A 23,953-nucleotide genomic window follows, 5' to 3' on the forward strand; every position below is an offset into this window, starting at 1 on the left:
GTGTCAACTGGACAGCGGTATATGAGGAATGGGGCGGGAAGCGGCCATGATGGGACCAGCACACTCACTGTCGGGGGCCGCGGCCTGGCTCGGCGTCGGGGCGGCCGCCGCCGCGGCCGGGCACCCGATGCCCTGGCCGGTCCTGCTGGTCGGCGCCCTGATCTGCGCGGGCGCCGCGCTCGCACCCGACCTCGACCACAAGGCCGCCACCATCTCGCACGCCTTCGGGCCGATATCGCGCTGGCTCTGCGAGATCGTGGACAAGCTGTCCTACGCCGTCTACAAGGCGACCAGGATGAAGGGCGACCCGCGCCGCTCCGGCGGCCACCGCACGCTGACGCACACCTGGGTGTGGGCGGTCCTGATCGGCGCGGGCGCCTCGGCGGCGGCGATCACCGGGGGCCGCTGGGCGGTGCTGGCGATCCTGTTCGTGCACATGGTGCTGGCGATCGAGGGCCTGCTGTGGCGGGCGGCCCGGGGCTCCAGCAGCGACATACTGGTCTGGCTGCTGGCGGCGGCCTCGGCGTGGATCCTGGCGGGCATACTCGACAAGCCCGGCAACGGCTCGGACTGGCTGTTCACCGAGCCCGGTCAGCAGTACCTGTGGCTGGGGCTGCCGATCGTGCTGGGCGCGCTGGTGCACGACATCGGGGACGCGCTGACCGTCTCGGGCTGCCCGATCCTGTGGCCGATCCCGCTGGGCCGCAAGCGCTGGTACCCGGTGGGCCCGCCGAAGGCGATCCGGTTCCGGGCGGGCAGCTGGGTCGAGCTGAAGGTGCTCATGCCCCTGTTCATGGTGCTCGGCGGCGTGGGCTGTGCGGCGGCCCTCAACGTGATCTGAGGCCGCCCGCCGGATCAGGTGGCGTCGCCGCCCGCCTCGCCGTAGCGGCGCTCGAAACGGGCGATGCGACCCTCCGTGTCGACCTGACGGGCCTTGCCCGTGTAGAAGGGGTGGCTCTCCGAGGAGATCTCCACGTCGATCACCGGGTAGGACTCACCGTCGTCCCAGTCGATGGTCTGCTCGCTCCGCGCGGTGGACCGGGTCAGGAACGCGTAGCCGGCGGCGCGGTCGCGGAAGACCACGGCGTGGTAGTCGGGGTGCTTGTCCTGCTGCATGGCGGCTCCTTGTGCGGGGCGGTCGGGCAGGGCGCGGACGGGACGGCCGGGGCCCGGGAGTCAACCGGAGACGGAGTCCTCGTCCACGATGTGCATCGCGGCCTCCTCGGCGGAGGCGGCGGCGCCGTCGATGCCGACGTCGCTGGCCACAAGTGCGGCCTCCTCGTCCTCGTGCGCCCCCTCGTCGGGTGCCACCAGGCGGCCGGAGCGCAGATCGCCGACCTCGTTGTCGAGGAGTTCCCCGTCGGTGCCCTCGCAATCACCGATGCCGTCGCCGTCGGGGACCTCCCGGTCGGGCATCTCCTCGGCGAGGCGCTGATCGAGGGTCTCGCCCGCCGCGCGCTCCGCCGCGGTCACGCCGTCGTGTTCCACCGCCCAGGGGCGCTCCGGAGGGGACCAGCCGCGGTCGAGGGGATCGTCGACACCGTCGAAGTCCAGAGTGTCCTCGACGTCGAGCACCCCCGAGTCCTCCCGGACCTCCGAGGGATCGGGATCGGGCTGGTAGACGTCGTCCCCCCAGCTGTCGGCGCTGTCCACGACTACCTCCAGGTGGTGAGGACGGCCGGATACCGCCCAAGCGGGCGGCGGGCCGTCGGCACACGCGGCACGGATGTCGCACGGCGCGGACCGGGAGGTTCCCGGGCGAAACCCGAGCCGGTGCCGTTCTCCAGCCTTCCACTGCTGCTCGGCACCGCGCAACGGCACGGCGCCCGGGCAGCCCCCGAGGGAGCCGCCCGGGGCGGACGCTCAGCCGTGCCAGGACCGCCACAGGGCCGCGTACGCGCCGCCCGCAGCGACCAGGTCGTCATGACTGCCCAGCTCGCTGATCCGGCCGCTCTCCACCACGGCGATCACATCGGCGTCGTGGGCGGTGTGCAGCCGGTGGGCGATGGCGACGACCGTGCGGCCGTCCAGGACCCGGGCCAGGGACCGCTCCAGATGACGGGCCGCGCGCGGGTCCAGGAGCGAGGTCGCCTCGTCCAGGACCAGCGTGTGCGGATCGGCCAGCACCAGCCGGGCCAGCGCGATCTGCTGGGCCTGCGCCGGGGTCAGCGTCAGCCCGCCGGATCCGACCTCGGTGTCCAGGCCCTCGTCCAGCGCCCGGGCCCAGCCGTCGGCGTCCACGGCACCCAGGGCCGCCCACAGCTCCGCGTCGTCGGCACCGACGCGGGCCAGCAGGAGGTTGTCCCTCAGGGAGCCGACGAAGACGTGATGCTCCTGGTTGACCAGGGCGACGTGCGAGCGGACGCGTTCCGCGGGCATCCGGGACAGCTCGGCCCCGCCGAGGGTGACCCGGCCGCCCCGGGGCGTGTAGATCCCGGCGATCAGCCGGCCCAGGGTGGACTTGCCAGCACCCGAGGGGCCGACCAGGGCGAGCCGGGTGCCCGGCGCGACCTTGAGGGACACCTCGCGCAGCACGTCGACGCCCTCCCGGTAGCCGAAGCGCACCCCGTCGGCGTGCACATCCCGCCCCTCGGGCGCCACCGACGCGTCCCCGGCGCCCGGTTCGATCTCCCGGACCCCGACGAGGCGGGCGAGCGACACCTGGGCCACCTGCACCTCGTCGTACCAGCGCAGGATCAGGTTCACCGGGTCGACGAGCATCTGGGCCACGAGCGCGCCCGTGATCAGCCGGCCCACCCCGAGCCAGCCGTGCAGGACGAGCGTGCCGCCCACCATCAGGACCGAGGCGAGCACGATGACATGGGTGGCGTTGACAGTCGGGAACAGCACGGACCGCAGCCAGAGGGTGTACCTCTCCCACGCGGTCCAGGATCTGATCCGCTGCTCGGACAGGGCGACGCGGCGGGCGCCCAGACGGTGCGCCTCGATGGTGTGGCCCGCGTCCACGGTCTCGGCGAGCGCGGCGGCGACGGCCGCGTACCCGGCGGCCTCCGAGCGGTAGCCGGCGGGTGCCCGCTTGAAGTACCAGCGGCACCCGGCCACCAGCACCGGCACGGCGAGCAGCACGGCGGCCGCGAGCGGCGGGGCCGTCACCACCAGCCCGCCGAGCAGCAGCAGGGCCCATACGACACCGATCGCGAGCTGCGGTACGGCCTCGCGCATGGCGTTGGCCAGCCGGTCGATGTCGGTGGTGATACGGGAGAGCAGGTCGCCGGTGCCCGCCCGTTCCAGCACGCCGGGCGGCAGCCCGACCGAGCGGACGAGGAAGTCCTCGCGCAGGTCGGCGAGCATCCGTTCGCCGAGCATGGCGCCGCGCAGCCGCACCTGCCGGACGAACACCGCCTGTACGGCGAGCGCCAGCAGGAACAGGCCGGTGGTGAGGCCGAGATGAAGCTCCCGTTCGCCGTCCGACAGCCGCTGGACCAGGTCGCCGAGCAGGTACGGACCGGCCATGGAGGCGATCACGGCCACTGTGTTCACGGTGATCAGCAGCAGGAAGGCGGTGCGGTGCCGGCGAAACAGCTCGGCGACGTAGGCCCGTACGGTCGCGGCGGTGCCGACGGGCAGGGTGGTGGCGGTCGTCGGGGCCGCCGGGTCGTCGGCCGGTGGTGCGACGCCGATCATGCGCTCTCCTCGATCTCTGCCAGCTCCCCGAGGGCGTCCAGCAGAGCGCCCTCGGCGGCGCCGGCCGGTTCGTCGTCCGTCTCCCGTGTCACCACGGCCCGGTACCGGGGCTCGCCCTCGAACAGCTCCCGGTGTGTGCCGGTCGCCATGACCTCGTCCGCGTGGACCAGCACCACCCTGTCGGCGCGGTCCAGGAGCAGCGGCGAGGAGGTGAACACCACCGTCGTGCGCCCCGAGCGCAGCCGGCGCAGGCCGTCCGCGACGCGGGCCTCGGTGTGCGAGTCGACCGCGGAGGTCGGCTCGTCCAGCACCAGCACCTCCGGGTCGGTGACCAGCGACCGGGCCAGGGCGAGCCGTTGGCGCTGGCCGCCGGACAGGGACCGTCCGCGCTCGGTGATCCGGGCGTCCATCGGGTCGGTGGCGTCCAGGGAGCCCTGCACCAGGGCGTCCAGGACGTCCTCGCATCGCGCGGCCGCGAGCGCGTCGGCGGCCGTGACGGCGCCGGACGCGGGCACGTCGAGGAGTTCGCGCAGGGTGCCGGAGAGCAGCACCGGGTCCTTGTCCTGGACGAGGACGGCGGTCCGGGCGAGGTCCAGGGGGAGTTCGTCCAGGGGTGTCCCGCCGAGCAGCACCGAGCGGCCCGGTTTCGTGGGGTGGCCGCCGAGCCGTTCCGCGAGCCGCCCGGCCGCGTCCGGGTCGCCGCACACCACCGCGGTGAGCCGCCCGGACGCAGCGGTCAGCCCGGTGGCGGGGTCGTACAGATCGCCCCGGGGCACCTCCGCCCGGTCGCCGCCCGCCGTGTCGCGCGCGGGTTCGTCCGCAGCCGACCGTTGCAACGACAGCACCCGCGCGGCGCGCTTGGCCGACGGGCGGGAGAAGGAGTAGGACATCGCGATCTCTTCGAAGTGCTGCAGGGGGTAGCTGAGGACCATCACCGAGCTGTAGACGGTGACCAGTTCACCGACGGCGATACGGCCCTCGCGGACCAGATGGACGCCGTACCAGACGACCGCGATCAGCAGCAGGCCCGGCAGCAGCACCTGTACGGCCGAGATCAGCGACCACATACGGGCGCTGCGCACGGCCGCGTGCCGCACCTCCTGGGAGGCGTGGCGGTAGCGGTCGAGGAAGAGTTCCTCGCCGCCGATGCCGCGCAGCACCCGCAGTCCGGCGACGGTGTCCGAGGCCAGCTCGGTGGCGCGGCCCGCCTTCTCGCGCTGTACGTCGGCGCGGCGGGTGGCGCGCGGCAGCAGCGGCAGCACGGCGAGGGCCACGACGGGGAGACCGGCGGCGACGACCGTGCCGAGCGCGGGCTGGTAGACGAGGAGGCCGGCACAGACGACGACCACCGTCACCGCGGCGGCGGTGAAGCGGGACACCGCCTCCACGAACCAGCCGATCTTCTCCACGTCTCCCGTGGACACGGCGACCACCTCGCCGGCCGCCACCCGCCGGGTGAGCGCCGAGCCGAGTTCGGCGGCCTTGCGGGCGAGGAGCTGCTGGACACGGGCGGCGGCGGTGATCCAGTTGGTGACGGCGGCGCGGTGCAGAAAGGTGTCGCCCACCGCCATGGCCGTGCCGCACAGCAGAATCAGAGCGCCCGTCAGGGTCAGCCGGGTGCCGGACCGGTCCACGACGGCCTGTACGGCGAAGCCGACGCAGAAGGGCAGCGCGGACACGGCGACGAAGTGGAGCAGGCCCCAGGCCAGCGCCTTGAGCTGGCCACCCAGCTGGTTGCGCCAGAGCCACCACAGGAATCGGGGCCCCGAGCGCGCGTCGGGCACGCCGGGGTCGGGATAGGGAAGGTCGTGAATCTGCATGATGTCCAGATGGCTCGTGACAGCGTGTCAGGGAACGGCGGCTGCCTGGGGTGGCGGCGGCCCGGGACAAGCCGTGAAAGGGTCGCTTCGCGGACTCGGGAATTTCAAACGGTTTTCGCGTCGATCGGGCGTCGTGTCAGCATGGCCGGGTGCATATAGACAGTGTGCGGCGCTCGACGCGCTGGGCGGCAGCCCTCGCCACCCTGCTCCTGACGACCCTTTCGGCCTGCGGCACCGCCTCGTCCGGCACCGCGCCCGGCCACCACGGCCCGGCCGCGTCGACCGCCTCCGGCTCCGCGCCCGCCCCCGACCCGGCCCGCGTCCCGGGCGTCGGCAGACGTCTGTACGCACGGATACCCGCACAGTCCCGCCAGATCGTGGCCGTCTACGGCAAGGGCCGCAACTCCGCCGAGTCCGAAGTGGTGCTCTATGCGCGGCGGGGCGGCGGCTGGCACCGGGAGGGCAGCTGGGCGGCGCACAACGGGCGGCGCGGCTGGACCCTCGACCACCACGAGGACGACAAGCGCAGCCCGGTGGGTGTGTTCACGCTGTCCGCCGCGGGCGGTACGTTCGCCGACCCGGGGACCAAGCTGCCGTACGACCACAACACCTACGCCTACGCGTCCCCGAAAGAGTGGCCCAAGGCGTACCAGCACGACTTCGGTTACGTCATCGCCATCGACTACAACCGCGTACCGGGCACCCCGCCCCGCGATACCGCACGCCCCTTGGGCGCGGCCAAGGGCGGCGGGATCTGGCTGCACCTGGACCACGGGAGCGGCACCTCGGCCTGTGTGAGCATGCCGAAGAGCGCCATGGAGACGCTGCTGCGCACGCTCGACCCGGCCCGGCACCCCGTCGTGGTGATGGGGGACCGGGCGGATCTCGGCGCCTGACGGCCGCCGGAAGGTCAGTTGCCCGTCGGGCCGCCCTGGGGCGCCGACGACGGCCCCGCCGTGACGGCCGAGCCGATCACGTCCACATCGCTGGAGCGGACGTAGGCGATCCGGTGGTCGAACTGGATCTGGTAGTAGGTCTCGTCGCCCCTGACCACCGGCTCGGGGCTGTCGACGAAGGCCGAGCGCGGCACGAAGGAACTGTCGATGGTGCCCTCGGTGACGTACCGCTGGCCCGCGCGGAAGTGGTAGGGGAGCGGCGCCTCGGGCTCCCCCTCCATGCCCTCCGGGTAGGCGTCCTCCTCGGGCAGGGCGCGGCCGAAGACCGGGATCTCCTCCAGACCCTCCTTGGGCGTCACCATCCTGCCGGCCGCGCCGACCGCCGTCGCCTGCAGCTTCGGGTTCTTGAACCAGGCCTTGCGGCCCTGGTACCAGACCGCCGTCCAGTCGCCCCGGCGCTCCGCGACGGCGAAGGTCTGCCCGGCCGAGGCGCGCGCCCCCAGGTCGTCGACGTCCAGCGTGGAGTCCCCGCCGTCCGGGTGGCGGCCCGGGTCCTGGATCAGCGGCGCCTTCTCGTCCGGACGGGTGTACATGCGGACGGCGCTGGAGCCGTGCTTCGGGCACGGCGCCCCGGGCTTGAGGCAGCCCGTGAACCTGGGCGAGTGGGTGGCGTAGTCCGGCAGGATCGTCACCATGTCGCTGTTCGGCCCGGCGGTGGCCTTCAGGGGCGCGCCGAGGAGGTCGAAGTAGTGGCGCCAGTCCCAGAAGGGGCCCGGGTCGTCGTGCATGTCGGGGATGGAGTCGCCGGTCGGTGAGGGCACGTTGTCATGGCCGAAGATGTGCTGCCGGTCGAGCGGGATGTCGTACTTCTTGGCCAGGTAGCGCACCAGGCGGGCCGAGGTCCTGTACATCTGTTCGGTGAACCAGGTGCCGGGCTGCCGGAGGAAGCCCTCGTGCTCGATGCCGATGGAGCGGGCGTTGACGTACTGGTTGCCGGAGTGCCACGCCTCGTCCTTGGTCTGGACGTGCTGGGTGACGTGGCCGTCGCTGGAGCGGATCGAGTAGTGCCAGGACGCCTCGGTGGGGTCCTGGACCGTCTGGAACATGCTCGACAGCTTGGCCTCGGTGTCGTGGATGACGATGTACTCGATCTTCTGGTCGCGGGGCCGGTCGGCGAGGTCGTGGTTGCCGTAGTCGCCGTCGTCGTCGATCTCCACGTACGGCGCCGCGAGCCAGTCGCAGGACACCTCGGCCGGGCACTCCGTCCCCTTGGCGTGCTGGGGCTTCTCCGTGCGGACGGTGTGGGGGCGTACGGAGGGGCTTGCGGGCAGGGAGACCTCCTGGCCCTCGGCGGTGGTGCGGTGGGCGCCCTTGCGGATCACCGAGAAGACGTCGTTCGCGTAGGTCGCGGCCGAGGTGACGTCAGGAGTGCCGGGGAAACGTTCCACCGTCTCCCACCAGTCCGCGGGATCGTTGCTCAAGGGCTTGCCCAGCTGCTGCTGGGTGGCCGCCAGCAGGGCGGCGCCACCGCGCACATTGGCGGTGGCGTCCGTGCGCAGCCGCCCGGCCGGGGCGTCGGTCAAGCGGGCGGCCCGCTGGAGGTCCGCCGGCTTCACGGACCGGCCGGCCAGGACACCGTCCGGCCGCGCGGCGGGCGCCCCCGCCGCGCCCGCGCTGGGCTGGAGCGCGCCACCGCCCTGGACGCCCGGGGTGGGCGAGGCGGCCGGGAACCGGCTGGTGTCCACCAGATGCATCGGACCGTAGCCGCCCGCGACGCTCGGGGAGCCCGGGTGGGCGTCCCAGCGGGTCTGTACATAGGAGACGCTCATCAGCACACTGCGCGGCACATGGAAGTCGTGGGCGGCATCGGTGAAGGCGACCTGGAGGCGCTGTTCGGGCGCGTCGTCGTCGGTCAGCGGGGTGAGCAGCAGGGGCGCCAGCAGGGCCGCCGCTCCGATGGCGCAAGCGGTCCGGCGGCACACGCGGCCGTTGGGGACACGTGGGGCGGTGGGTCTTTTCATGGCACGGGTCTCCAAACATGTTCATCGCGCTCTTCGCAGCCAGGACAAAGGAGTTGCCCCTGACAACCACCCCTTGTACGTTTCCGTGCCCCGCGTGTCCCGTCGCGCCAACCGTCACCGGGGTGGACCAGCGGCCCGGCAGAGGCCACCCGGTCGGCGGCAGCGGCTGTGCTCCGACGGCCCGTCAGCGCGGCCGCCCGTACGGGACGGTGACGCAGGGCATCCGGGGTCAGTCCTCGACCGGGTCGACCCGCCAGTCGGGGTGGCCCGGCATGGGCGGGGTGTGCGGCCCGTAGAGCCAGGCGGTCAGAAAGGGTCTCAGGTCCTGTTCCGCGACCAGGGAGGCGAGGTCGATGAAGTCCCGGGTGCCGGCCGCGCGGCCCCGGTAGGTGCTCACCCAGGACTTCTCGATCCGCTCGAAGACCGTGGCGCCGACCTTCTCCCGCAGGGCGTACAGCACCAGGGCGGAGCCGTCGTAGCGCATCACCTTGAACAGCGTGTCGGCGCCGGGTTCTGCTGGCGCGCCGTCGTCGTGGCGCCACTGGTCGTGCTGCGCGTAGGCGTCGCGCATCGCGTCGTCCAGGCTGACGCCGCCGTGCGAGTCGGAGTACAGCCGCTCGTAGAAACGGGCGTGACCCTCGCTCAGCCACAGGTCGGACCAGCGCCTGATGGCGACGCTGTCGCCGGTCCAATGGTGTGTCAGCTCGTGCACGAGATTACGTTCGGCGTCGACCCGGTCGCCGAGCAGATCGTCCTTCGGTACGACGGACAGCGACTGGGTCTCCAGTGCCACCGGCAGCTCGGTGTCCCCGACCAGCACGCCGTAGCGGCGGAACGGATACGGTCCGAGCCGCTGTTCGAGCCAGGCCAGATGCTCCGGGGTGAGCGAGCGGTACTCCTCGGTGTCGCCGACCAGGTCGTCCGGGACCACGTCGCGCACCGGCAGCCCGCGCGGCCCGCTGCTGTTGACGACGCGGAACCTGCCGATCGCCAGCTGGACCAGCTGCGCCGCGATCGGCTGCTCGGAGTCGTAGGTCCGTTCGACACGGCCGCCGGGCCGCGCCGTCGTGCTGACGAGGCGTCCGTTGGCCACCGCGCCGATGTCCGCGGGGGTGGTGACATGAAAGGTGACCGGTGCGCGCAGGCTCGGATGGTCGTCCGCCGGGAAGATCATCTTGGCGCCGTCGGGCTGGGCGCAGACCACGGTGCCGTCGGGTGTGGGCACCCAGCCGTAGTCCCGGATCGCGTCGTCGCGGTGGCGCTGCTGGGTGGGGTCGGCGGTGTAGGCGACCTGGACGGTGAAGGCACGGCCGCGCGGGATCGGCCGAACCGGGGTGACGACGAGTTCGTCGCCGTCGCGGACGAACCCGGCCGGGACGCCGTCGACCGTGACCCGGTGCAGTGCGTTGCCCGCGAAGTCGAGGTCGAAGCGGGACAGGGCCTGGGTGGCGGCGGCGCTGATGGTGGCGCCCGCCTCGAACGGCGTCCGGGGCGCTCGCCAGTCGAAGTCCAGCGTGTAACGGCGGACCGTGTAGCCGCCGTTTCCGGCCAGCGGCATCAGGGGGTCGCCGATGCCGGGGGCACCGGGGGACGGGGGTGCGCCTCCCGCCGGGCCCGAGGCGGCGGTGCGCCCCGGTGCGGCTGCCGGGCCGGGCGCGGCCGGGCCGTGGCCCCCGCGCGGGAGCAGGTCGTAGCAGAGAACGGCGCCGGTGAGGGTGAGGGCGCCGGTGAGGGCGAGAGCCGTGCGGCGGGGGCGTCTCGTGCCGCGCGCCTTCCCCGGCCCCTGACTCGGGGATCCCGCCGGGCTGCCTGCGGACATGATCTCCATGAACGCACTATGCCAGCATGATCCGCTTATAGCACTAAATGCTCGTCAGGGTGACGATGCGCCAGATGCGCACCGTGTGGCGGGCTCCCCTCCTCGACGCCTCATTGCGGCCGGCCCCAACTCCCCGTAGAACACCGCCCATGAGACAACGGATAGTCATGTCCATGCTTGCGACCGCGGTGCTCCTGGTCGGCGCGCTCCTCGGCGCCGGGACCGCGACCGCACGCGCCGCCGACGTCCCCGCGGAGTTCGGCACCGACTGGCACGACCCGGTGACGGCCGCCCCGCCCGTCGCCCGGCCGCACACCAAGTCCTGCCAGGTCACTCTGGCCGACACGCAGTTCCGCGACTTCACGCCCTACCGGGGCGCGTACGTGCCGCCCGAGGGCTGCGGCGACCACTGGAGCAAGGTCGTACTCCGCCTGGACGGCACCGTGAAGGGCCGTCAGTACGACCGGCTCGGCTATCTGCACGTCGGCGGGGTCGAGATCCTGCGCACCTCCACCCCCGAGCCCTCGCCGGACGGCATCGCCTGGCACGTCGAGAAGGACGTCACCCGCTACAGCGACACCTTCCGGAGCCCGCGGGACGTCGAGATGCTGATCGGCAACGTGGTCGACGACACCTACACCGGCGTCATCGACGTCCACGTCACCCTGACGTTCTACGCGGGCAGCCCCGCCGAACGGACTCCCGACCGCGTGCTCACCCTCGCCGACACGCCCGACGGCACGACGCTCACCACGCCGCGCAACAGCGAACGGATCGTCGCCGAGGTCTACGCGACCGGATCCGGCGGCGGCTGCGAGGAGTTCTGGTACCTGACCGTGGCCGACCCGGCGTCGTACTCCTGCAAGGCCGATCACGGCCCCTACCGCGAGGTGCAGATCAAGGTCGACGGCCGGACGGCGGGCATCGCCGCGCCCTATCCGAACGTATGGACCGGCGGCTGGTCCGATCCGTTCCTCTGGTACGTCGTTCCGGCCCCGGGCGCCTTCGACGTCCGGCCCATCGACTACGACCTCACACCCTTCGCCGGGCTGCTGGACGACGGCCGTCCGCACCGCGTCGAGGTCTCCGTCGTGGGCGTGCCGGCGGGCCAGGCCGGCTGGAGCACTCCGGTGAACGTGCTGGTCTGGCAGGACGCGCACCGCGACCACCTCACCGGGGCGGTCACCCAGGACACGGCGACCGACCTGGTCAACTCCTCGACGTACACACCGGGTTCGGAGAAGCGGGTGGACACGAAGGCCGGCCACCGGCTCACCGTCAGCGGATACCTCGACACCTCCCACGGACGAGTGACCACCACCGTCACCCGGACCCTCGCCGACACCTCCGTCCACCGCTGGACCGACGACGAGAACACCGACGGGCTGGACGCGACCTGGACCGACGACCAGTCCGTCACCACCGCCGGAACCGGCCCCGCCCGGTCGGCGCACACGCTGCGGACGTACGCCCTCGACGGCGTCACCACCATCGGCTCCGACAACCGGCTGCGCACCGTGCTGACGCTCGGCGACCGCGCCTCGGTGACCGATCTGCGCGGCGGCCGGCGCACCGCGTGGTCGCGGCTGGACGACACCTACCGCGGTGACGCCTCGTACACCCTCGACGCCCCGCGCGAGCAGCGGCACGCGGTCGGCACCTCGTCCGAGCGCTACCGGTCGTACGGCTCGGGCGGCTGCTACGACCACACGCTGGCCACCGCCCAGGGTGCGCTGACCATGGACCGCAGGGGCTGCTAGCCCCGGCAGGAGCCCTTCGGTGCGGCGGGTCCGCCCGCCGCGCCGGGGGTCAGCAGGGCTTGACGGCGTCCCCGTCGACCAGGGTGTCCAGCAGTACGCCGAGGACCTCGCGCTCCTTCTCGGTGAGCGGGGCGAGTATCTCCTCGGCCGCCGAGCGGCGCGCGCCGCGCAGTTCGCGCAGGGTCGCGCGCCCCTCGTCGGTCAGCTCGATCCGGGTCACGCGCCGGTTCGCCGGATCCGCCGCCCGGCGCACCTTGCCACTCGCCTCCAGCCCGTCGACCAGCGTCGTCACCGCGCGCGGCACCACCTCCAGGCGCTCGGCGAGGTCGGCCATGCGCGGCGGGGAGGGGTAGTGCGCGAGCGTGCGCAGCAACCGGGACTGGGCGGGGGTGATGCCCAGCTCACGCTGTTCCAGATGGCGCTTCTGGATGCGGTGCACCCGGCGGGTGAGCCGCAGCAACTGCTCGGCGAGCAGTCCCTCGGGATCGGGGGTGGTCATGCGGGAACAATATCAGGATGCAGTTCATTGTGAGTATAGGTAACAATGAGCTACGATCCGTTCCGTCATCGCCGGCCGACCCCGGCCGGCGACCGCCCACCTCCGTAGGAGCCCATGCACCCCGACCGTGAGTCCTCCTGGACCCCGCCCGCCGACGCCGAGGACAGGCCCCGGCAGTGGCGGCGGATCCTCAAGCTGTTCCGTCCCTACCGCGGGCGGCTCGCCGTCGTCGGCCTGCTGGTCGGCGCCTCCTCGCTGGTCTCGGTGGCCACACCGTTCCTGCTCAAGGAGATCCTCGACGTCGCCATCCCGCGCGGCCGCACCGGCCTGCTGAGCCTGCTCGCGCTCGGCATGATCCTCAGCGCGGTCCTCTCCAGCGTCTTCGGCGTGCTCCAGACGCTGATCTCGACCACCGTCGGCCAGCGCGTCATGCACGACCTGCGCACCGCCGTCTACGGCCGGCTCCAGCGCATGTCGCTGGCCTTCTTCACCCGCACTCGCACCGGCGAGGTGCAGTCCCGCATAGCCAACGACATCGGCGGCATGCAGGCGACGGTCACCTCCACCGCCACCTCCCTGGTCTCCAACGCCACCAGCGTGGTCGCCACCATCGTCGCGATGGTCGCCCTCGACTGGCGGCTCACCATCGTCTCGCTGCTCCTGCTGCCGGCCTTCGTCTGGATCAGCCGCCGCGTCGGCAATGAGCGCAAGCGGATCACCACCGAGCGCCAGAAGCAGATGGCCGCCATGGCCGCCACGGTCACCGAGTCCCTCTCGGTCAGCGGCATCCTGCTCGGCCGCACCATGGGCCGCACCGGCTCGCTCACCGGCTCCTTCGCCGAGGAGTCCGAGCGGCTGGTCGACCTGGAGGTCCGCTCGAACATGGCCGGGCGCTGGCGGATGGCCGTGATCACCATCGTGATGGCCGCGATGCCCGCCGTCATCTACTGGACGGCAGGGCTGGCCCTCCGGTTCGGCGGCCCCCAGGTCTCGCTCGGCACCATCGTCGCCTTCGTCTCGCTCCAGCAGGGCCTGTTCCGCCCGGCCGTGAGCCTGCTGGCCACCGGCGTCCAGATCCAGACCTCCCTCGCGCTCTTCCAGCGCATATTCGAGTACCTGGACCTGCCGATCGACATCACCGAGCGCCCCCGGCCGGTCCACCTCGACCGGGTCAAGGGCGAAGTCCGCTTCGAGGAGGTCGAGTTCCGCTACGACGACAAGGGCGGCCCCGTCCTCGACGGCATCGACGTCACCGTCCCCGCCGGCAACAGCCTCGCGGTCGTCGGACCCACCGGCGCGGGCAAGTCCACCCTGGGCTACCTGGTGCCGCGGCTCTACGACGTCACCGGCGGCCGGGTCACCCTCGACGGGGTCGACGTCCGCGACCTGGACTTCGACACCCTCGCCCGCGCGGTCGGCGTGGTCTCGCAGGAGACGTACCTCTTCCACGCCTCCGTCGCCGAGAACCTGCGCTTCGCCAAGCCGGACGCCACCGACGAGGAACTGCACGCGGCGGCCCGGGCGGCGCAGATCCACGAGCACATAGCGGCGCTGCCCGACGGCTACGACACGGTCGTGGGCGAGCGCGGCCACCGCTTCTCCGGCGGCGAGAAGCAGCGCCTCGCCATCGCCCGCACCATCCTGCGCGACCCCCCGGTCCTCATTCTGGACGAGGCGACCAGCGCCCTGGACACCCGGACCGAGGCCGCCGTGCAGGAGGCCATCGACGCCCTCTCGGCGAACCGTACGACGATCACCATCGCCCACCGGCTGTCCACCGTCCGGGGCGCCGACCAGATCGTGGTGCTGGACTCCGGGCAGGTCGCCGAGCGCGGCACGCACGAGGAACTGCTGGAGCGCGACGGGCGGTACGCGGCCCTGGTGCGCAGGGACGCGCAACTGGAGCCGGCCGGGTGAAAGCGGTGACCGGGGGTCAAGGGGCTCGGACCGGCCACCGGAGCCACTGTCGGGGGCGGGTAATTGGGCCGACAAGCTGAATATATGTCGGGGTTGCGGTGATTCGCGTATTACGGTTCCCGCATGCTGACGCACATTCCGCCACGGAGAAGGACCCGACTGACACGCCGGGGCAGACTCGCCCTCGTCGCGGCCGGCGCCGTCGTGGCCGGTACCGCCGTGACGGTGCCGCTGCTGACAGTGGCCGACCACCATGAGGAGCCGAGGCCCGCCGCGCTCGTCGTCCCTGAGGGCTGGCGTGCGAGCCAGGTCTACGACGCGATCGACAAGGCGCTCGCCCTGCCCTCGGGCAGCACCCGCACCTCGCTCGGCAAGGCCCGGCTGACGCTGCCCAAGGACGCCGGGGGCAACCCGGAGGGCTATCTCTTCCCGGCCGCCTACCCCCTGCGCAAGGGCGCGACCCCGGAGTCCGTACTGCGCTCCATGGTGGACACCGCGCACGAGAAGTTCGACGGCGCACCGGTCGCCGCCGGAGCGCAGCGCAACTCGACGAACGTCTACCAGGCGCTCACCATCGCCAGCATCGTCCAGGCCCAAGCGGTGAAGAAGGAGGACATGGGCAAGGTCGCCCGGGTCATCCTCAACCGGCTGGAGCGCGGGATGCCGCTGCAACTGGACTCCACCCTCAGCTACGCGCTGGGCCGCGCGCGCACCACCGAGGCGGACACCAGGAGCGACAGCCCCTACAACACCTATCAGCGCATGGGCCTGCCGCCGACGCCGATCGGCAATCCCGGCGAGGACGCGATGCGCGCCGCCATCAATCCGACGCCGGGCGACTGGCTGTACTTCGTGACGGTCAAGCCCGGGGACACCCGCTTCACCGCCGACTACGACACACACATGCGCAATGTGGCGGACTTCAACTCCGAGCAGCAGAAGGCCGAGCAGCAGAGGGTCGAACAGCAGACGGGGCAGAGCCAGGGCCAGAGTCCGTCCCCGAGCCGGTCCGCCTCCCCGTCCGCGACACGGTCCGGCAAGACCGGCTGAGAGATCGGCCGGTTCAAGGCCGGCCGAGGCAGGGGCGACCGATGCGCGACCGACCGATACAAGGCCGACCGATTCAGGCCGACCGATTCAAAGCGGACCGGTTCAACGGGGCGCGGCGGCGCGGCGGTTCGTCACGCGGCGGCCGACCGGTCCTCCGCGAGCAGTCGCCTGATGCCCCGTACGGCCGCGCGGCCGGCCCGGTTGGCGCCGATGGTGCTGGCCGAGGGACCGTAGCCGACGAGGTGGATCCGGGGGTCGGCCACCGCGCGCGTCCCCTCCAGCCGGATCCCGCCGCCCGGCGCGCGCAGCCGCAGCGGGGCGAGATGCCCGAGCGCCGCCCGGAACCCGGTCGCCCACAGGATCACATCGGCGTCCACACGGTTGCGGTCCCGCCATTCCACGCCGTCGGGGGTGATCCGGTCGAACATCGGCCGCCGGTCCAGGACCCCGTCCGCGAGTCCGCGGCGGATCGCGTCGTTCAGGGGCAGCCCGGTGACCGAGACCACGCTGTGCGGCGGCAGTCCCTCGCGCACCCGTTCTTCCACCAGCGCGACGGCGGCCCGGCCGGCGTCCGCGTCGAACGGGCCCTCGCGGAAGACCGGTGGCCGCCGGGTGACCCAGGTGGTCGCGGCGGCGTACGGGGCGAGTTCCAGCAGATGCTGGGTGCCGGAGGCGCCACCGCCCACGACCACCACCCGCTTCCCGGTGAACTCCTCGGGCCCGGCGTACCGCGCGGTGTGCAACTGCCGCCCGCGGAAGGTCTCCTGGCCCGGATAACGCGGCCAGAACGGATGCTCCCAGGTGCCGGTCGCGTTGATCAGCGCGCGGGTCGACCAGGTGCCGTCGGAGGTCTCCACGAGCAGCCGCCCGGCGTCCCCCTCGCGCACCGCCCGCACCTCCACCGGGCGCCGTACCCGCAGGTCGAAGGCGCGTTCGTACCGGTCGAAGTACGCGCCGATCACCTCGGCCGAGGGGCGCCCGGGGTCGGCGTCGGCCAACTCCATGCCGGGCAGCGCGTGCATCCCGTGCACCTTGCCGTACGTCAGCGAGGGCCAGCGGAACTGCCAGGCGCCGCCCGGTGCGGGGGAGTGGTCGAGGACCACGAAGTCGCGGTCCGGCTCGAATCCGGCGCGGCGCAGGTGATAGGCGCCGGACAGTCCTGCCTGACCGGCGCCGACGACGACCACCTCGACCTCACGCAATTCGTTCACGCTTCTACCAACAGCGTGCCGTGCGCGGCTCTTCCCGCCCGCTGTCGTACCCATGCGTCAGGATGGGAGCCATGTCAGATGCCTTCACCACCCGAATGCTGAACGTGTCCACCGGTACCCGGGAGCGCGTGGTCGACCTCACCGGGGACTGCGAGGACTTCCTGCGCGAGGCGGCGGGCGGTCGCGACGGCCTGCTGAACATCTTCGTCCCGCACGCCACCGCCGGGATCGCCGTCATCGAGACCGGAGCCGGCAGCGACGACGACCTCCTCGCCCTCCTGCACACCCTGCTCCCCGCCGACGACCGCTGGCAGCACCGCCACGGCAGCCCCGGCCACGGCCGCGACCATGTCCTCCCGGCGCTGGTCCCACCGCACGCGACCCTGCCGGTGATCGCCGGCCACCTGGAACTCGGCACCTGGCAGTCGGTGTGCCTGGTGGACACGAACAAGGACAACCCCGACCGGCAGGTGCGGCTGTCCTTCCTCGGGTGATTCCGTCGCCGATTCCGCCGCAGGGCGAACAAATGCTCAATCACGTACGGTGTGGTGGACGCAGCAAGCCGGGCTCGCCGCGACAGATGTGGTTGCGCAGTACGCGGCAGCCCCGGTCCGTCCAGGCCGGGAGAGGAAGCATGAGAATACGCGTCCGGCAGCGGCCCAGGAGCCGCCGCACAGCCCTGCGTGCCGGGGTTCCGCTGACCACTCTGGCGCTCGCCGTCGCCGGTTGCGGCGCATCGGTCACGCCCGGGACGACCACGACCTCCCTGCGGGACACCGCCGCCACCCGGGGCACACCGACTCCGGGCGCCACGAGCCCGACGCCGAGCCCCACCGACACCGACACCGGCACCGCCACGGCCACCGGCACCGCGCACACCGCCCCGACGGCGACCGCCTCCTGCACGGACCAGACCCTGGCCGGTATGACCACGGCTCAGCGAGTCGGACAGCTCTTCATGGGCGGCCTCAACGCGGCCGGCCCGGACCAGGCCCAGCTGCGCATCCTGCGGGACAACCACGTGGGCTCCGTCATGCTGACCGGCCGCAGCTCCGCCGGTACGGCGGCGACCCGGAAGATCGTCGACGGGTTCCGGGGCCAGGCGGACCGGGTCGGCGGCAAGCAGGTCGGCCTGCTGGTGGCGACGGACCAGGAGGGCGGCAAGGTACAGGTGCTCAACGGCCCCGGCTTCTCGGCCATGCCCAACGGAGTGACCCAGGGCCAGAAGTCGACCGTGATGCTGCGCACCGAGGCCGCCATGTGGGCCCAGCAGCTCAAGCGCGCCGGGGTCGACCTGAACCTGGCGCCGGTCGCCGACGTGGTCCCCGCCTCGCTGGGCACCCGCAACGTCCCCATCGGCTCCTTCCAGCGCGAGTACGGCAACACCCCGGGCCCCGTGATTTCCCACACCGGTGCCTTCGCCGCGGGCTTCAGGCAGTCGGGCGTGATGACCACGCTCAAGCACTTCCCCGGGCTGGGTCAGGTGATCGGCAACACCGACACCACCGCCGACGTCGTGGACTCGGTGACGACCAGCACCAGTGCCAGCCTCGACCCGTTCAAGTCCGGGATCCAGGCCGGATCGCCGTTCGTGATGGTCTCGTCGGCTACCTACAACAAGATCGACGCCAAGCACATCGCGGCCTTCTCACCGACGGTCATCGGCCAACTGCTGCGCGGCCAGATGGGCTTCAAGGGTGTGGTCATCTCCGACGACATCGGGAACGCGGTCGCCGTACGGTCCTTCACCCCCGCCCAGCGGGCGCTGAACTTCACCTCGGCGGGCGGGGACATGATCCTCACGGTGCGGCCGGACGTCATACCCGCGATGGCGCAGGCCATCCAGACCCGGATGGGGCAGGACGCCTCCTACCGGGCGAAGATCGACGACAGTGTGCGCCGGATACTCGACGCCAAGCACAACGCGGGCCTGCTCCAGTGCAGTTGAGGCCCTGAGGCCCTGAGGCCCTGAGGCCCTGAGGCCCTGAGGCCCTGAGGCCCTGAGGCTCGGGCCGGCCGCGTGGCGTGGTCAGGACGTCCACGCGGCCAGGCACAGGGCACGGTCAAGTTCGGTCGTGTAGTGGGCCGCGGCCAGCCAGGCGCGGGCGAAGCGGTCGGGGTCGGTGGGGCGCAGGCGGCCGAAGACGTCATGGGCGCGGTCCGCGGCGGCGGAGCGCAGGTCCGTGAGGAGTTCGGCCGCCGTGGCGAGCCCGCACCGGCGCAGCCGCCGGGCGTCGGCGCCGGTGTCGCCGGGAAGGGCGAGGACCGGGCGGCCGCCCGAGACGGTCTGGTGGACGCGGCGGCGCAGCAGGTGGATCGGCGCCTCGTCGCAGGCGGATACGGGTACGGGTACGAGTGCGGCTGCGGACGGGGCGGTTGCGGTGGTGGGCAGGTCGGCGCCCTGGAGCCGGTCCAGGCCGAGGTCGAGACGGGTGTCGGCCCGCGTCGGATGCTCGGTGGCGAGCAGGTGGGCCCGGGGGTGCGGGGCCGGGGTGAGCCGGGCCACGACCCGGAGCCGGGTGCCACGGGCGGCGGACAGCAGGCGCAGGTTGTCGCGGTGGGGGAGCGCGGGGTCGTCGTACGCCGCCGTCAGCCGCAGGGGTACGCCGGCGCAGTCGGCGAGGAGGCAGTCGCCCGCCGCCTCCGCCGCGGTGCCGGTGAGGGTGATGTCCAGGAACAGCAGGTCATGGCCGCCGGTCAGGGCGCGGGCGATCTGGTCGGGCACCGGCTCCGCCCAGAGCCGGGCCACCGGCTCCTCGTGCCAGCCGGCGCCGGGCGCCCGTACGGCCCGTACCCCCGCGCCCGCACCGAGGCGGCCCGTCGGGGAGACGGTGGCGCCCGACACCGCGAGTCCGGCACGGGCCAGCTCACGATGGGTCAGCGCCGTGTCGCCGACGCGCACGGCACGGTCGGCCGCGCCCACCGCACGCCCGGCGCCGCCCGGGGTCACGTCGGACACCTGGTACAGCCGGCCCGCCGCGTCGGCGGTCCAGGTCACCGCGCCCGCGTAGCCGCTCGCGGTGAGCACCGGCTCGGAGAACAGGCCGTACAGGCGCAGCGAGCCGTCCGGGCGGTAGGGCTGCCGCGCGGTGCCGCGCAGCGCGGTCAGTTCGCCGCCGGACGCGTTCGGCAGGCGGTGGGCGACGGACAGGAGGTCGTACAGACCGGCGGCGAGATCGGTCAGGTGGTACGCCGGATCGGCCGCGCGGGCGGCGCGCAGGGCGGTGACCACGGAGACGGCCGAGGCCGCGGCCCGGTGCAGGCCCGCGAGCCGCGCGGTGTGCGCGGCGCGCAGCAACTCCGCCTGGAGCACGGCGCCCGCCCCGTCCGTACCGGCCTCCAGCACGGCGGACGTGGCCAGTTGTACGGCACGGACGGCGGCACGCTGCTCCGCTGTGGCCGTCTCGGGAGCCTGGGCGGCGTCCTCCTCCGTGGCCGAGCCGTCCGGCACAGCGGCGGAGCCGGTGTCCTCCGCGACCGGGGCCAGGGAGACGGCCGCGGCGCGGTGCAGGCAGTCCGGGGCCAGCAGACAGCCGCAGCGCACGGCGTCCGTCCCGGTCACCGAGCCGTTGGGGGCGTGCAGTTCGAGGTCGGTGTCGTCGTCCACGGCGATGCGGACGACAGCGCCGACGCGGACCACGGGCCGGTCCGCCAGCTTGGCGATGCCGGAGTCGAGGCGCTTGCGCAACCGGGGTGAGAGCGCCGCGACGAGTGCGGCGGTCACGGCCGGTGCGACCGGGGGCAGTTGCGGGCTCATGCGATCTTCTCCCCTACCCAGCGGGCGAGTTCGAGCGGACTGAGGGCGGCCACCGGCATGCCCGCCGCGACCAACTGGCCCGCGACACCGGTCGAGTAGCGCGGCCGGCCCGCGTCGTCGAGGCTCGCGCAGCCCAGCGCATGGCAGCCGGCGCCGACCAGGGCGCGGACCTCGGCGAGCAGCCCGCCGAGCGGGTAGCCCTCCTCGAAGTCGCTGATGACCACGACGAGGGTGCGCGAGGGCACCGTGACCAGTTCGCGCGCGTGGCGCAGCCCGGCCGCGATATGGGTGCCGCCGCCGACCTGGACCTCCAGGAGCAGCGACAGCGGATCCTCGACATGGTCGGTCAGATCCATCACCTCGGTGGAGAACGCCAGGAAGTGCGTGGACAGCGTGGGCACCCCGGCCAGCACCGAGGCCGTGAGCGCCGCCCAGATGGTGGACGCCTCCATGGAGCCCGAGACGTCGGTGACCAGCACCAGCCGCCAGTCGGCCGCGCGCCGGGCACGGCTGCGGAAGACGGGGCGTTCGGGGACGACGAGGACCGTGCCGTCCGGGCGGCGGCGGGCGGTGGCCAGGTTCGCCCGCAGGGTGCGGGGCAGATCCAGGCCGCCGCCGGGGCGCCGGCTGGGCCGGGGCAGGGCGGCACCGTGCAGCGCGGGGCGCAGCCGGGTCGCCAGCTGCCGGGTCAGCGCCTCGACCAGCCGGCGCGCCAGTGGGCGCAGCGCCGCCAGCCGGGCCTCCGGCAGCCCGCCCGCGTGCCGCAGCACCGAGCGCAGCAGGTCCACGGAGGGCCGTACGGTGTCCGGGTCCAGCTCCGTGAGCACGTCCCGCCGCCCCGTGGCGGCCGCGGCCGCCAGCACCTCCTCCCGGATGCCCGGCCCGAACAGCGCGGCCAGCTCCTCGGACCACTCCCGGACACCGGGGTACGACGCCTCGCGCCCGCCGCGTCCCCGCCCCGCCATGTCCCCCCGGCTGCCCTCGCCGCGCCCGTGGCCGTACAGCTCGTCGAGCGCGGTCGCCAACGAGCGGGCGGCGGCGGGCAGTCGGTCCCCGCGGCGGCCCAGGAGAAGACGCCAGCGGTCGGCGGGCGCAAGGGTGCGGGCCGAAGTCGTCGGCGCGGAGGGCTTGATGGTGCCGTCCACAGGGGTCTCGGTGGTGCCGTCCCCCTCGGGCAGCAGGCCCAGTGCGGCCAGTGCCTCGCGGGCCGCCAGGTCGGCGCGGGTCCAGCGGGCCAGGGCCGTGGGGTCGATGTCGCCGGTGTCGGAGGGGAGTTCGCCGTCGAGGCGTTCCTCGACGGCGGACAGGAGCCGTTCGCGGGCGGCCGGGCTGAGGGTGTCGAAGCCGCCGCGCAGGGCCGGGAGCCGGTCGAGGAAATCGCGGTCGGACAGCTCCGACACCCGGTTCAGCAGCGGTTCCAGCGCGGGCGCCGCCGCTTCGAGCAGTGGTCCGGCCGCGGTCAGCAGACCGGTCAGGCGGGCGGTGAGCGCCGTACGGGACTCCGGGTCGGCGGCGCCGTCCACCCAGGAGGCCACGCGATCGCCGAACGCCCGCGCCTCCTCCTGCCCCAGCAGCACCCGTACGGCCCCGGCGGCGCCGCGCATCAGCGGGGAACCGTCGGCCGCCAGCCGGGCCAGCGCGGCCCCGAGCCGGATGCCGCCCGACCGGTCGGCGCGCTGGGCGAGTTCCAGCAGGGCTCGGGCGTCGGCCGGGTCCTCCGAACCGGTGAGCCCGTCGAGCTGCCGTACGGCGGCGGAGGTCAGCGCCTCGGCCACGGCCGCCGCCCGCCCCGTACGGTCCTCGGCCGCCGCCAGGCCGGGGATGTGCCCGGCCCGCAGCCGGTCCGACAGGGCCAGTCCGGCGAGGAGTTCGGGCAGGGTGGCGGTGTCCGGGAGTATCCCGGCGGTCTCGGTGAGGCGCTCGTCGGCGAGGGCGGGCAGGCCGCACTCGGCCGCCTCCTCCAGGCCCCGCAGGAGCTGCGCGGCCGTGGGCCCGCCCTCGCCCCGCTCCTGACGCCGCCGCTCCCGCAGCACACCCTCGGCGGCCTGGGCCGGGGTGACCCCGCGGATACCGGCCACGCTCAGCATGGCCGCCGTGGCCGGGGTCCAGCGCACCTCCCAGCGCGAGGTCAGCGCGTCGGCGCCGCCCGCGCCGGTCACCGGCTTCGGCTCGGCGTACGGCACCGAGCACACCGCGAGGCGGCGCAGCAGGAGTTCGCGGCGCCGGTCCAGATCCGAGCGGAGCGGGTCGAGGCGCAGGTCCCGGGCGGCGCCGGGGGCCACGTCGGCGGCCCCGGGCAGGTTCAGCGCGGCCAGCTCCGCCTCCACCACGGGGGCGAGGCCGCTGCGCGGCGCGTCCGGCGCGGGCCGACCGGTACGAGTCCCGACCAGCACTTTCTCCATCGCCCTCGCCACGGCCCGCCCCCGGCCGTACGGCTCGCCCTGGGTCAGCACCGTCTGCACGGCCTCGACCAGTTCGCCACGGCCCGCCGCCGGCAGGTCCCGCAGCCGGGCCAGATCACCGGCGAGCCGCGCGATCTCCCGGGCGTCGGCGGGCCCGGACGGATGCCCGAGCGCCCGCAGTCCGGCACAGATCCGTACGGCGGCGCCGGTCAGCGCGTCCTCCAGGGCCGCGGGATCACCGGCCGCGTCCAGCACCAGGTGCTGCCACTCCGGATCGCGGATCCCGGCCGGATAGCCGGAACGCGCGTCCAGGAGGGCGTAGGTGTAAGGGATGAGGGACGTCGTCCAGGCCGAGGTCTGCCCGGGCGCGGTGGCGGCGCTCGCGTCGTCGCCGTCGGCCGGTGCCGTCAGCGCCGGGGCGTGGAACGCGCCGACCACGACCGCCGCGCGCTCCCCGCGCGCGGTGGCCCGGGCGAGACACGTCCGCATCCACCGCTCCCGCCGCAGATCCAGCGTCGGCACACCGCCCGAGGCCTCCGCCTCCCGCCGCAACGCCCACCCCGTCAGCAGCGCGGCCCGCCGCAGCGCCTCCGGCGGCGAACCGGGCGCGGCCGCCTCGACCAACCGGTCCCACAGGTCGTCCCCCGGACGCCCGGTAAGACGGGAGCGCAGCGCGGAGGCGATCCCCGGCCGGTCTCCGACCGCGTGCGATCGCGGCACCTCGGACGAGGGCGAGGACGAGGCCGCGTCCTGGCCGGCCGTCGATCCGTCCTCCTCCGGTGCCCCCGCCCAGGCCCGGTCCGCCAACGGCAGATCGCACGCGAGGACCGGTGTTCCGCGCCGCGCCGCCCACCGTACGGCCGCGAGTTCGGGGGAGAAGTCGGCGAAGGGGTAGAACGCGGGGCCGCTCGCCCCGGTCGCGGGGGCGGCGGCGAGGGCGACCGGGGCGCGGGTGTCCTCGTGGGCGAGCCAGGGCAGCCACTCCTCCAGTTCGGCGGGGAGTTCCACCAGGAGCACGTCGGGCTGGGCCGCGTCAAGCAGTTCGGGCACGGCCGCGGCCAGCGAGGGCGCGTGATGGCGTACGCCGATGAGGTAGGGCGCCGCCGGGTCGGTCAGGGCGGCGACGGCCGCCTCCGGGGTGTCGTACGGCACCGTC

Annotated in this window: 17 protein-coding genes; 7 read left to right on the plus strand and 10 right to left on the minus strand. The window is 73.6% G+C overall.

Features of this window, described 5'->3' with window-relative positions:
- Positions 1-46 precede the first annotated feature (46 nt).
- Positions 47-841, plus strand: a complete 795-nt coding sequence (locus tag QHG49_RS30565; protein WP_145486036.1) for a metal-dependent hydrolase — start codon at positions 47-49, stop codon at positions 839-841.
- Positions 842-855: 14 nt separating this feature from the next.
- Here the strand turns inward: QHG49_RS30565 and QHG49_RS30570 are convergent, their stop codons facing one another.
- The 4 genes from QHG49_RS30570 to QHG49_RS30585 all read right to left on the minus strand — a co-directional run bounded on the left by QHG49_RS30570 (position 856) and on the right by QHG49_RS30585 (position 5,465).
- A complete protein-coding gene (locus tag QHG49_RS30570; protein ID WP_145486035.1) occupies positions 856-1,116 on the minus strand; it encodes a type B 50S ribosomal protein L31 in 261 nt (86 codons plus the stop codon).
- A 60-nt stretch (positions 1,117-1,176) separates the two neighbouring features.
- Positions 1,177-1,653 carry a DUF5709 domain-containing protein gene (locus tag QHG49_RS30575; protein ID WP_145486034.1) on the minus strand — a complete coding sequence of 159 codons (477 nt, stop codon included), beginning with the start codon at positions 1,651-1,653 and terminating at the stop codon, positions 1,177-1,179.
- Between the two features lie 210 nt (positions 1,654-1,863).
- A complete protein-coding gene (locus QHG49_RS30580) occupies positions 1,864-3,645 on the minus strand; it encodes an ABC transporter ATP-binding protein (protein WP_301492043.1) in 1,782 nt (593 codons plus the stop codon).
- Positions 3,642-5,465, minus strand: coding sequence for an ABC transporter ATP-binding protein (locus tag QHG49_RS30585; protein WP_301492045.1), 1,824 nt, complete (start codon positions 5,463-5,465; stop codon positions 3,642-3,644). The genes QHG49_RS30580 and QHG49_RS30585 overlap by 4 nt, the downstream gene beginning before the upstream one ends.
- A gap of 149 nt (positions 5,466-5,614) precedes the next feature.
- Here QHG49_RS30585 and QHG49_RS30590 point away from each other — a divergent pair, with 149 nt between their 5' ends.
- Positions 5,615-6,361 (plus strand): L,D-transpeptidase family protein, encoded by a 747-nt coding sequence (locus QHG49_RS30590; RefSeq protein WP_159699033.1) that lies wholly within the window; start codon positions 5,615-5,617, stop codon positions 6,359-6,361.
- A 14-nt stretch (positions 6,362-6,375) separates the two neighbouring features.
- Here QHG49_RS30590 and QHG49_RS30595 read toward each other — a convergent pair whose 3' ends face one another.
- Positions 6,376-8,382 carry an N-acetylmuramoyl-L-alanine amidase gene (locus QHG49_RS30595; RefSeq protein ID WP_159699030.1) on the minus strand — a complete coding sequence of 669 codons (2,007 nt, stop codon included), beginning with the start codon at positions 8,380-8,382 and terminating at the stop codon, positions 6,376-6,378.
- A 229-nt stretch (positions 8,383-8,611) separates the two neighbouring features.
- Positions 8,612-10,210 (minus strand): M1 family metallopeptidase, encoded by a 1,599-nt coding sequence (locus QHG49_RS30600; RefSeq protein ID WP_301492047.1) that lies wholly within the window; start codon positions 10,208-10,210, stop codon positions 8,612-8,614.
- Positions 10,211-10,350: 140 nt separating this feature from the next.
- Here QHG49_RS30600 and QHG49_RS30605 point away from each other — a divergent pair, with 140 nt between their 5' ends.
- Positions 10,351-11,961, plus strand: coding sequence for a peptide-N4-asparagine amidase (locus QHG49_RS30605; protein WP_304960748.1), 1,611 nt, complete (start codon positions 10,351-10,353; stop codon positions 11,959-11,961).
- A 49-nt stretch (positions 11,962-12,010) separates the two neighbouring features.
- Here QHG49_RS30605 and QHG49_RS30610 read toward each other — a convergent pair whose 3' ends face one another.
- The gene (locus QHG49_RS30610) at positions 12,011-12,460 is read right to left on the minus strand and encodes a MarR family winged helix-turn-helix transcriptional regulator (protein ID WP_145486028.1); all 450 of its coding nucleotides are present in this window, start codon (positions 12,458-12,460) and stop codon (positions 12,011-12,013) included.
- A 114-nt stretch (positions 12,461-12,574) separates the two neighbouring features.
- Here QHG49_RS30610 and QHG49_RS30615 point away from each other — a divergent pair, with 114 nt between their 5' ends.
- Positions 12,575-14,377 carry an ABC transporter ATP-binding protein gene (locus tag QHG49_RS30615; RefSeq protein ID WP_145486027.1) on the plus strand — a complete coding sequence of 601 codons (1,803 nt, stop codon included), beginning with the start codon at positions 12,575-12,577 and terminating at the stop codon, positions 14,375-14,377.
- A 123-nt stretch (positions 14,378-14,500) separates the two neighbouring features.
- Entirely contained in the window at positions 14,501-15,427 is a 927-nt protein-coding gene (mltG, locus tag QHG49_RS30620; protein ID WP_301492050.1) for an endolytic transglycosylase MltG, read from the plus strand.
- A 131-nt stretch (positions 15,428-15,558) separates the two neighbouring features.
- Here mltG and QHG49_RS30625 read toward each other — a convergent pair whose 3' ends face one another.
- Positions 15,559-16,638: an NAD(P)-binding domain-containing protein gene (locus QHG49_RS30625; protein ID WP_301492051.1), complete on the minus strand. Its 1,080-nt coding sequence runs from the start codon at positions 16,636-16,638 to the stop codon at positions 15,559-15,561.
- A 71-nt stretch (positions 16,639-16,709) separates the two neighbouring features.
- Between QHG49_RS30625 and QHG49_RS30630 the strand changes: the two genes are divergently transcribed.
- A complete protein-coding gene (locus QHG49_RS30630) occupies positions 16,710-17,132 on the plus strand; it encodes a secondary thiamine-phosphate synthase enzyme YjbQ (protein WP_145486024.1) in 423 nt (140 codons plus the stop codon).
- A 140-nt stretch (positions 17,133-17,272) separates the two neighbouring features.
- Positions 17,273-18,586 (plus strand): glycoside hydrolase family 3 N-terminal domain-containing protein, encoded by a 1,314-nt coding sequence (locus QHG49_RS30635; RefSeq protein ID WP_301492052.1) that lies wholly within the window; start codon positions 17,273-17,275, stop codon positions 18,584-18,586.
- An 81-nt stretch (positions 18,587-18,667) separates the two neighbouring features.
- On the opposite strand, the gene QHG49_RS30640 is transcribed toward QHG49_RS30635, so the two are convergent.
- Both QHG49_RS30640 and QHG49_RS30645 read right to left on the minus strand, forming a co-directional pair.
- Complete coding sequence (locus QHG49_RS30640; protein WP_301492053.1) at positions 18,668-20,395, minus strand: hypothetical protein; 1,728 nt, start codon at positions 20,393-20,395, stop codon at positions 18,668-18,670.
- Positions 20,392-23,949 (minus strand): DUF5682 family protein, encoded by a 3,558-nt coding sequence (locus QHG49_RS30645; RefSeq protein WP_301492054.1) that lies wholly within the window; start codon positions 23,947-23,949, stop codon positions 20,392-20,394. The genes QHG49_RS30640 and QHG49_RS30645 overlap by 4 nt, the downstream gene beginning before the upstream one ends.
- Positions 23,950-23,953 lie beyond the last annotated feature (4 nt).

The organism is Streptomyces sp. WP-1 (genome assembly GCF_030450125.1).
In the GTDB taxonomy this organism is placed as follows: Bacteria; Actinomycetota; Actinomycetes; order Streptomycetales; family Streptomycetaceae; genus Streptomyces; species Streptomyces incarnatus.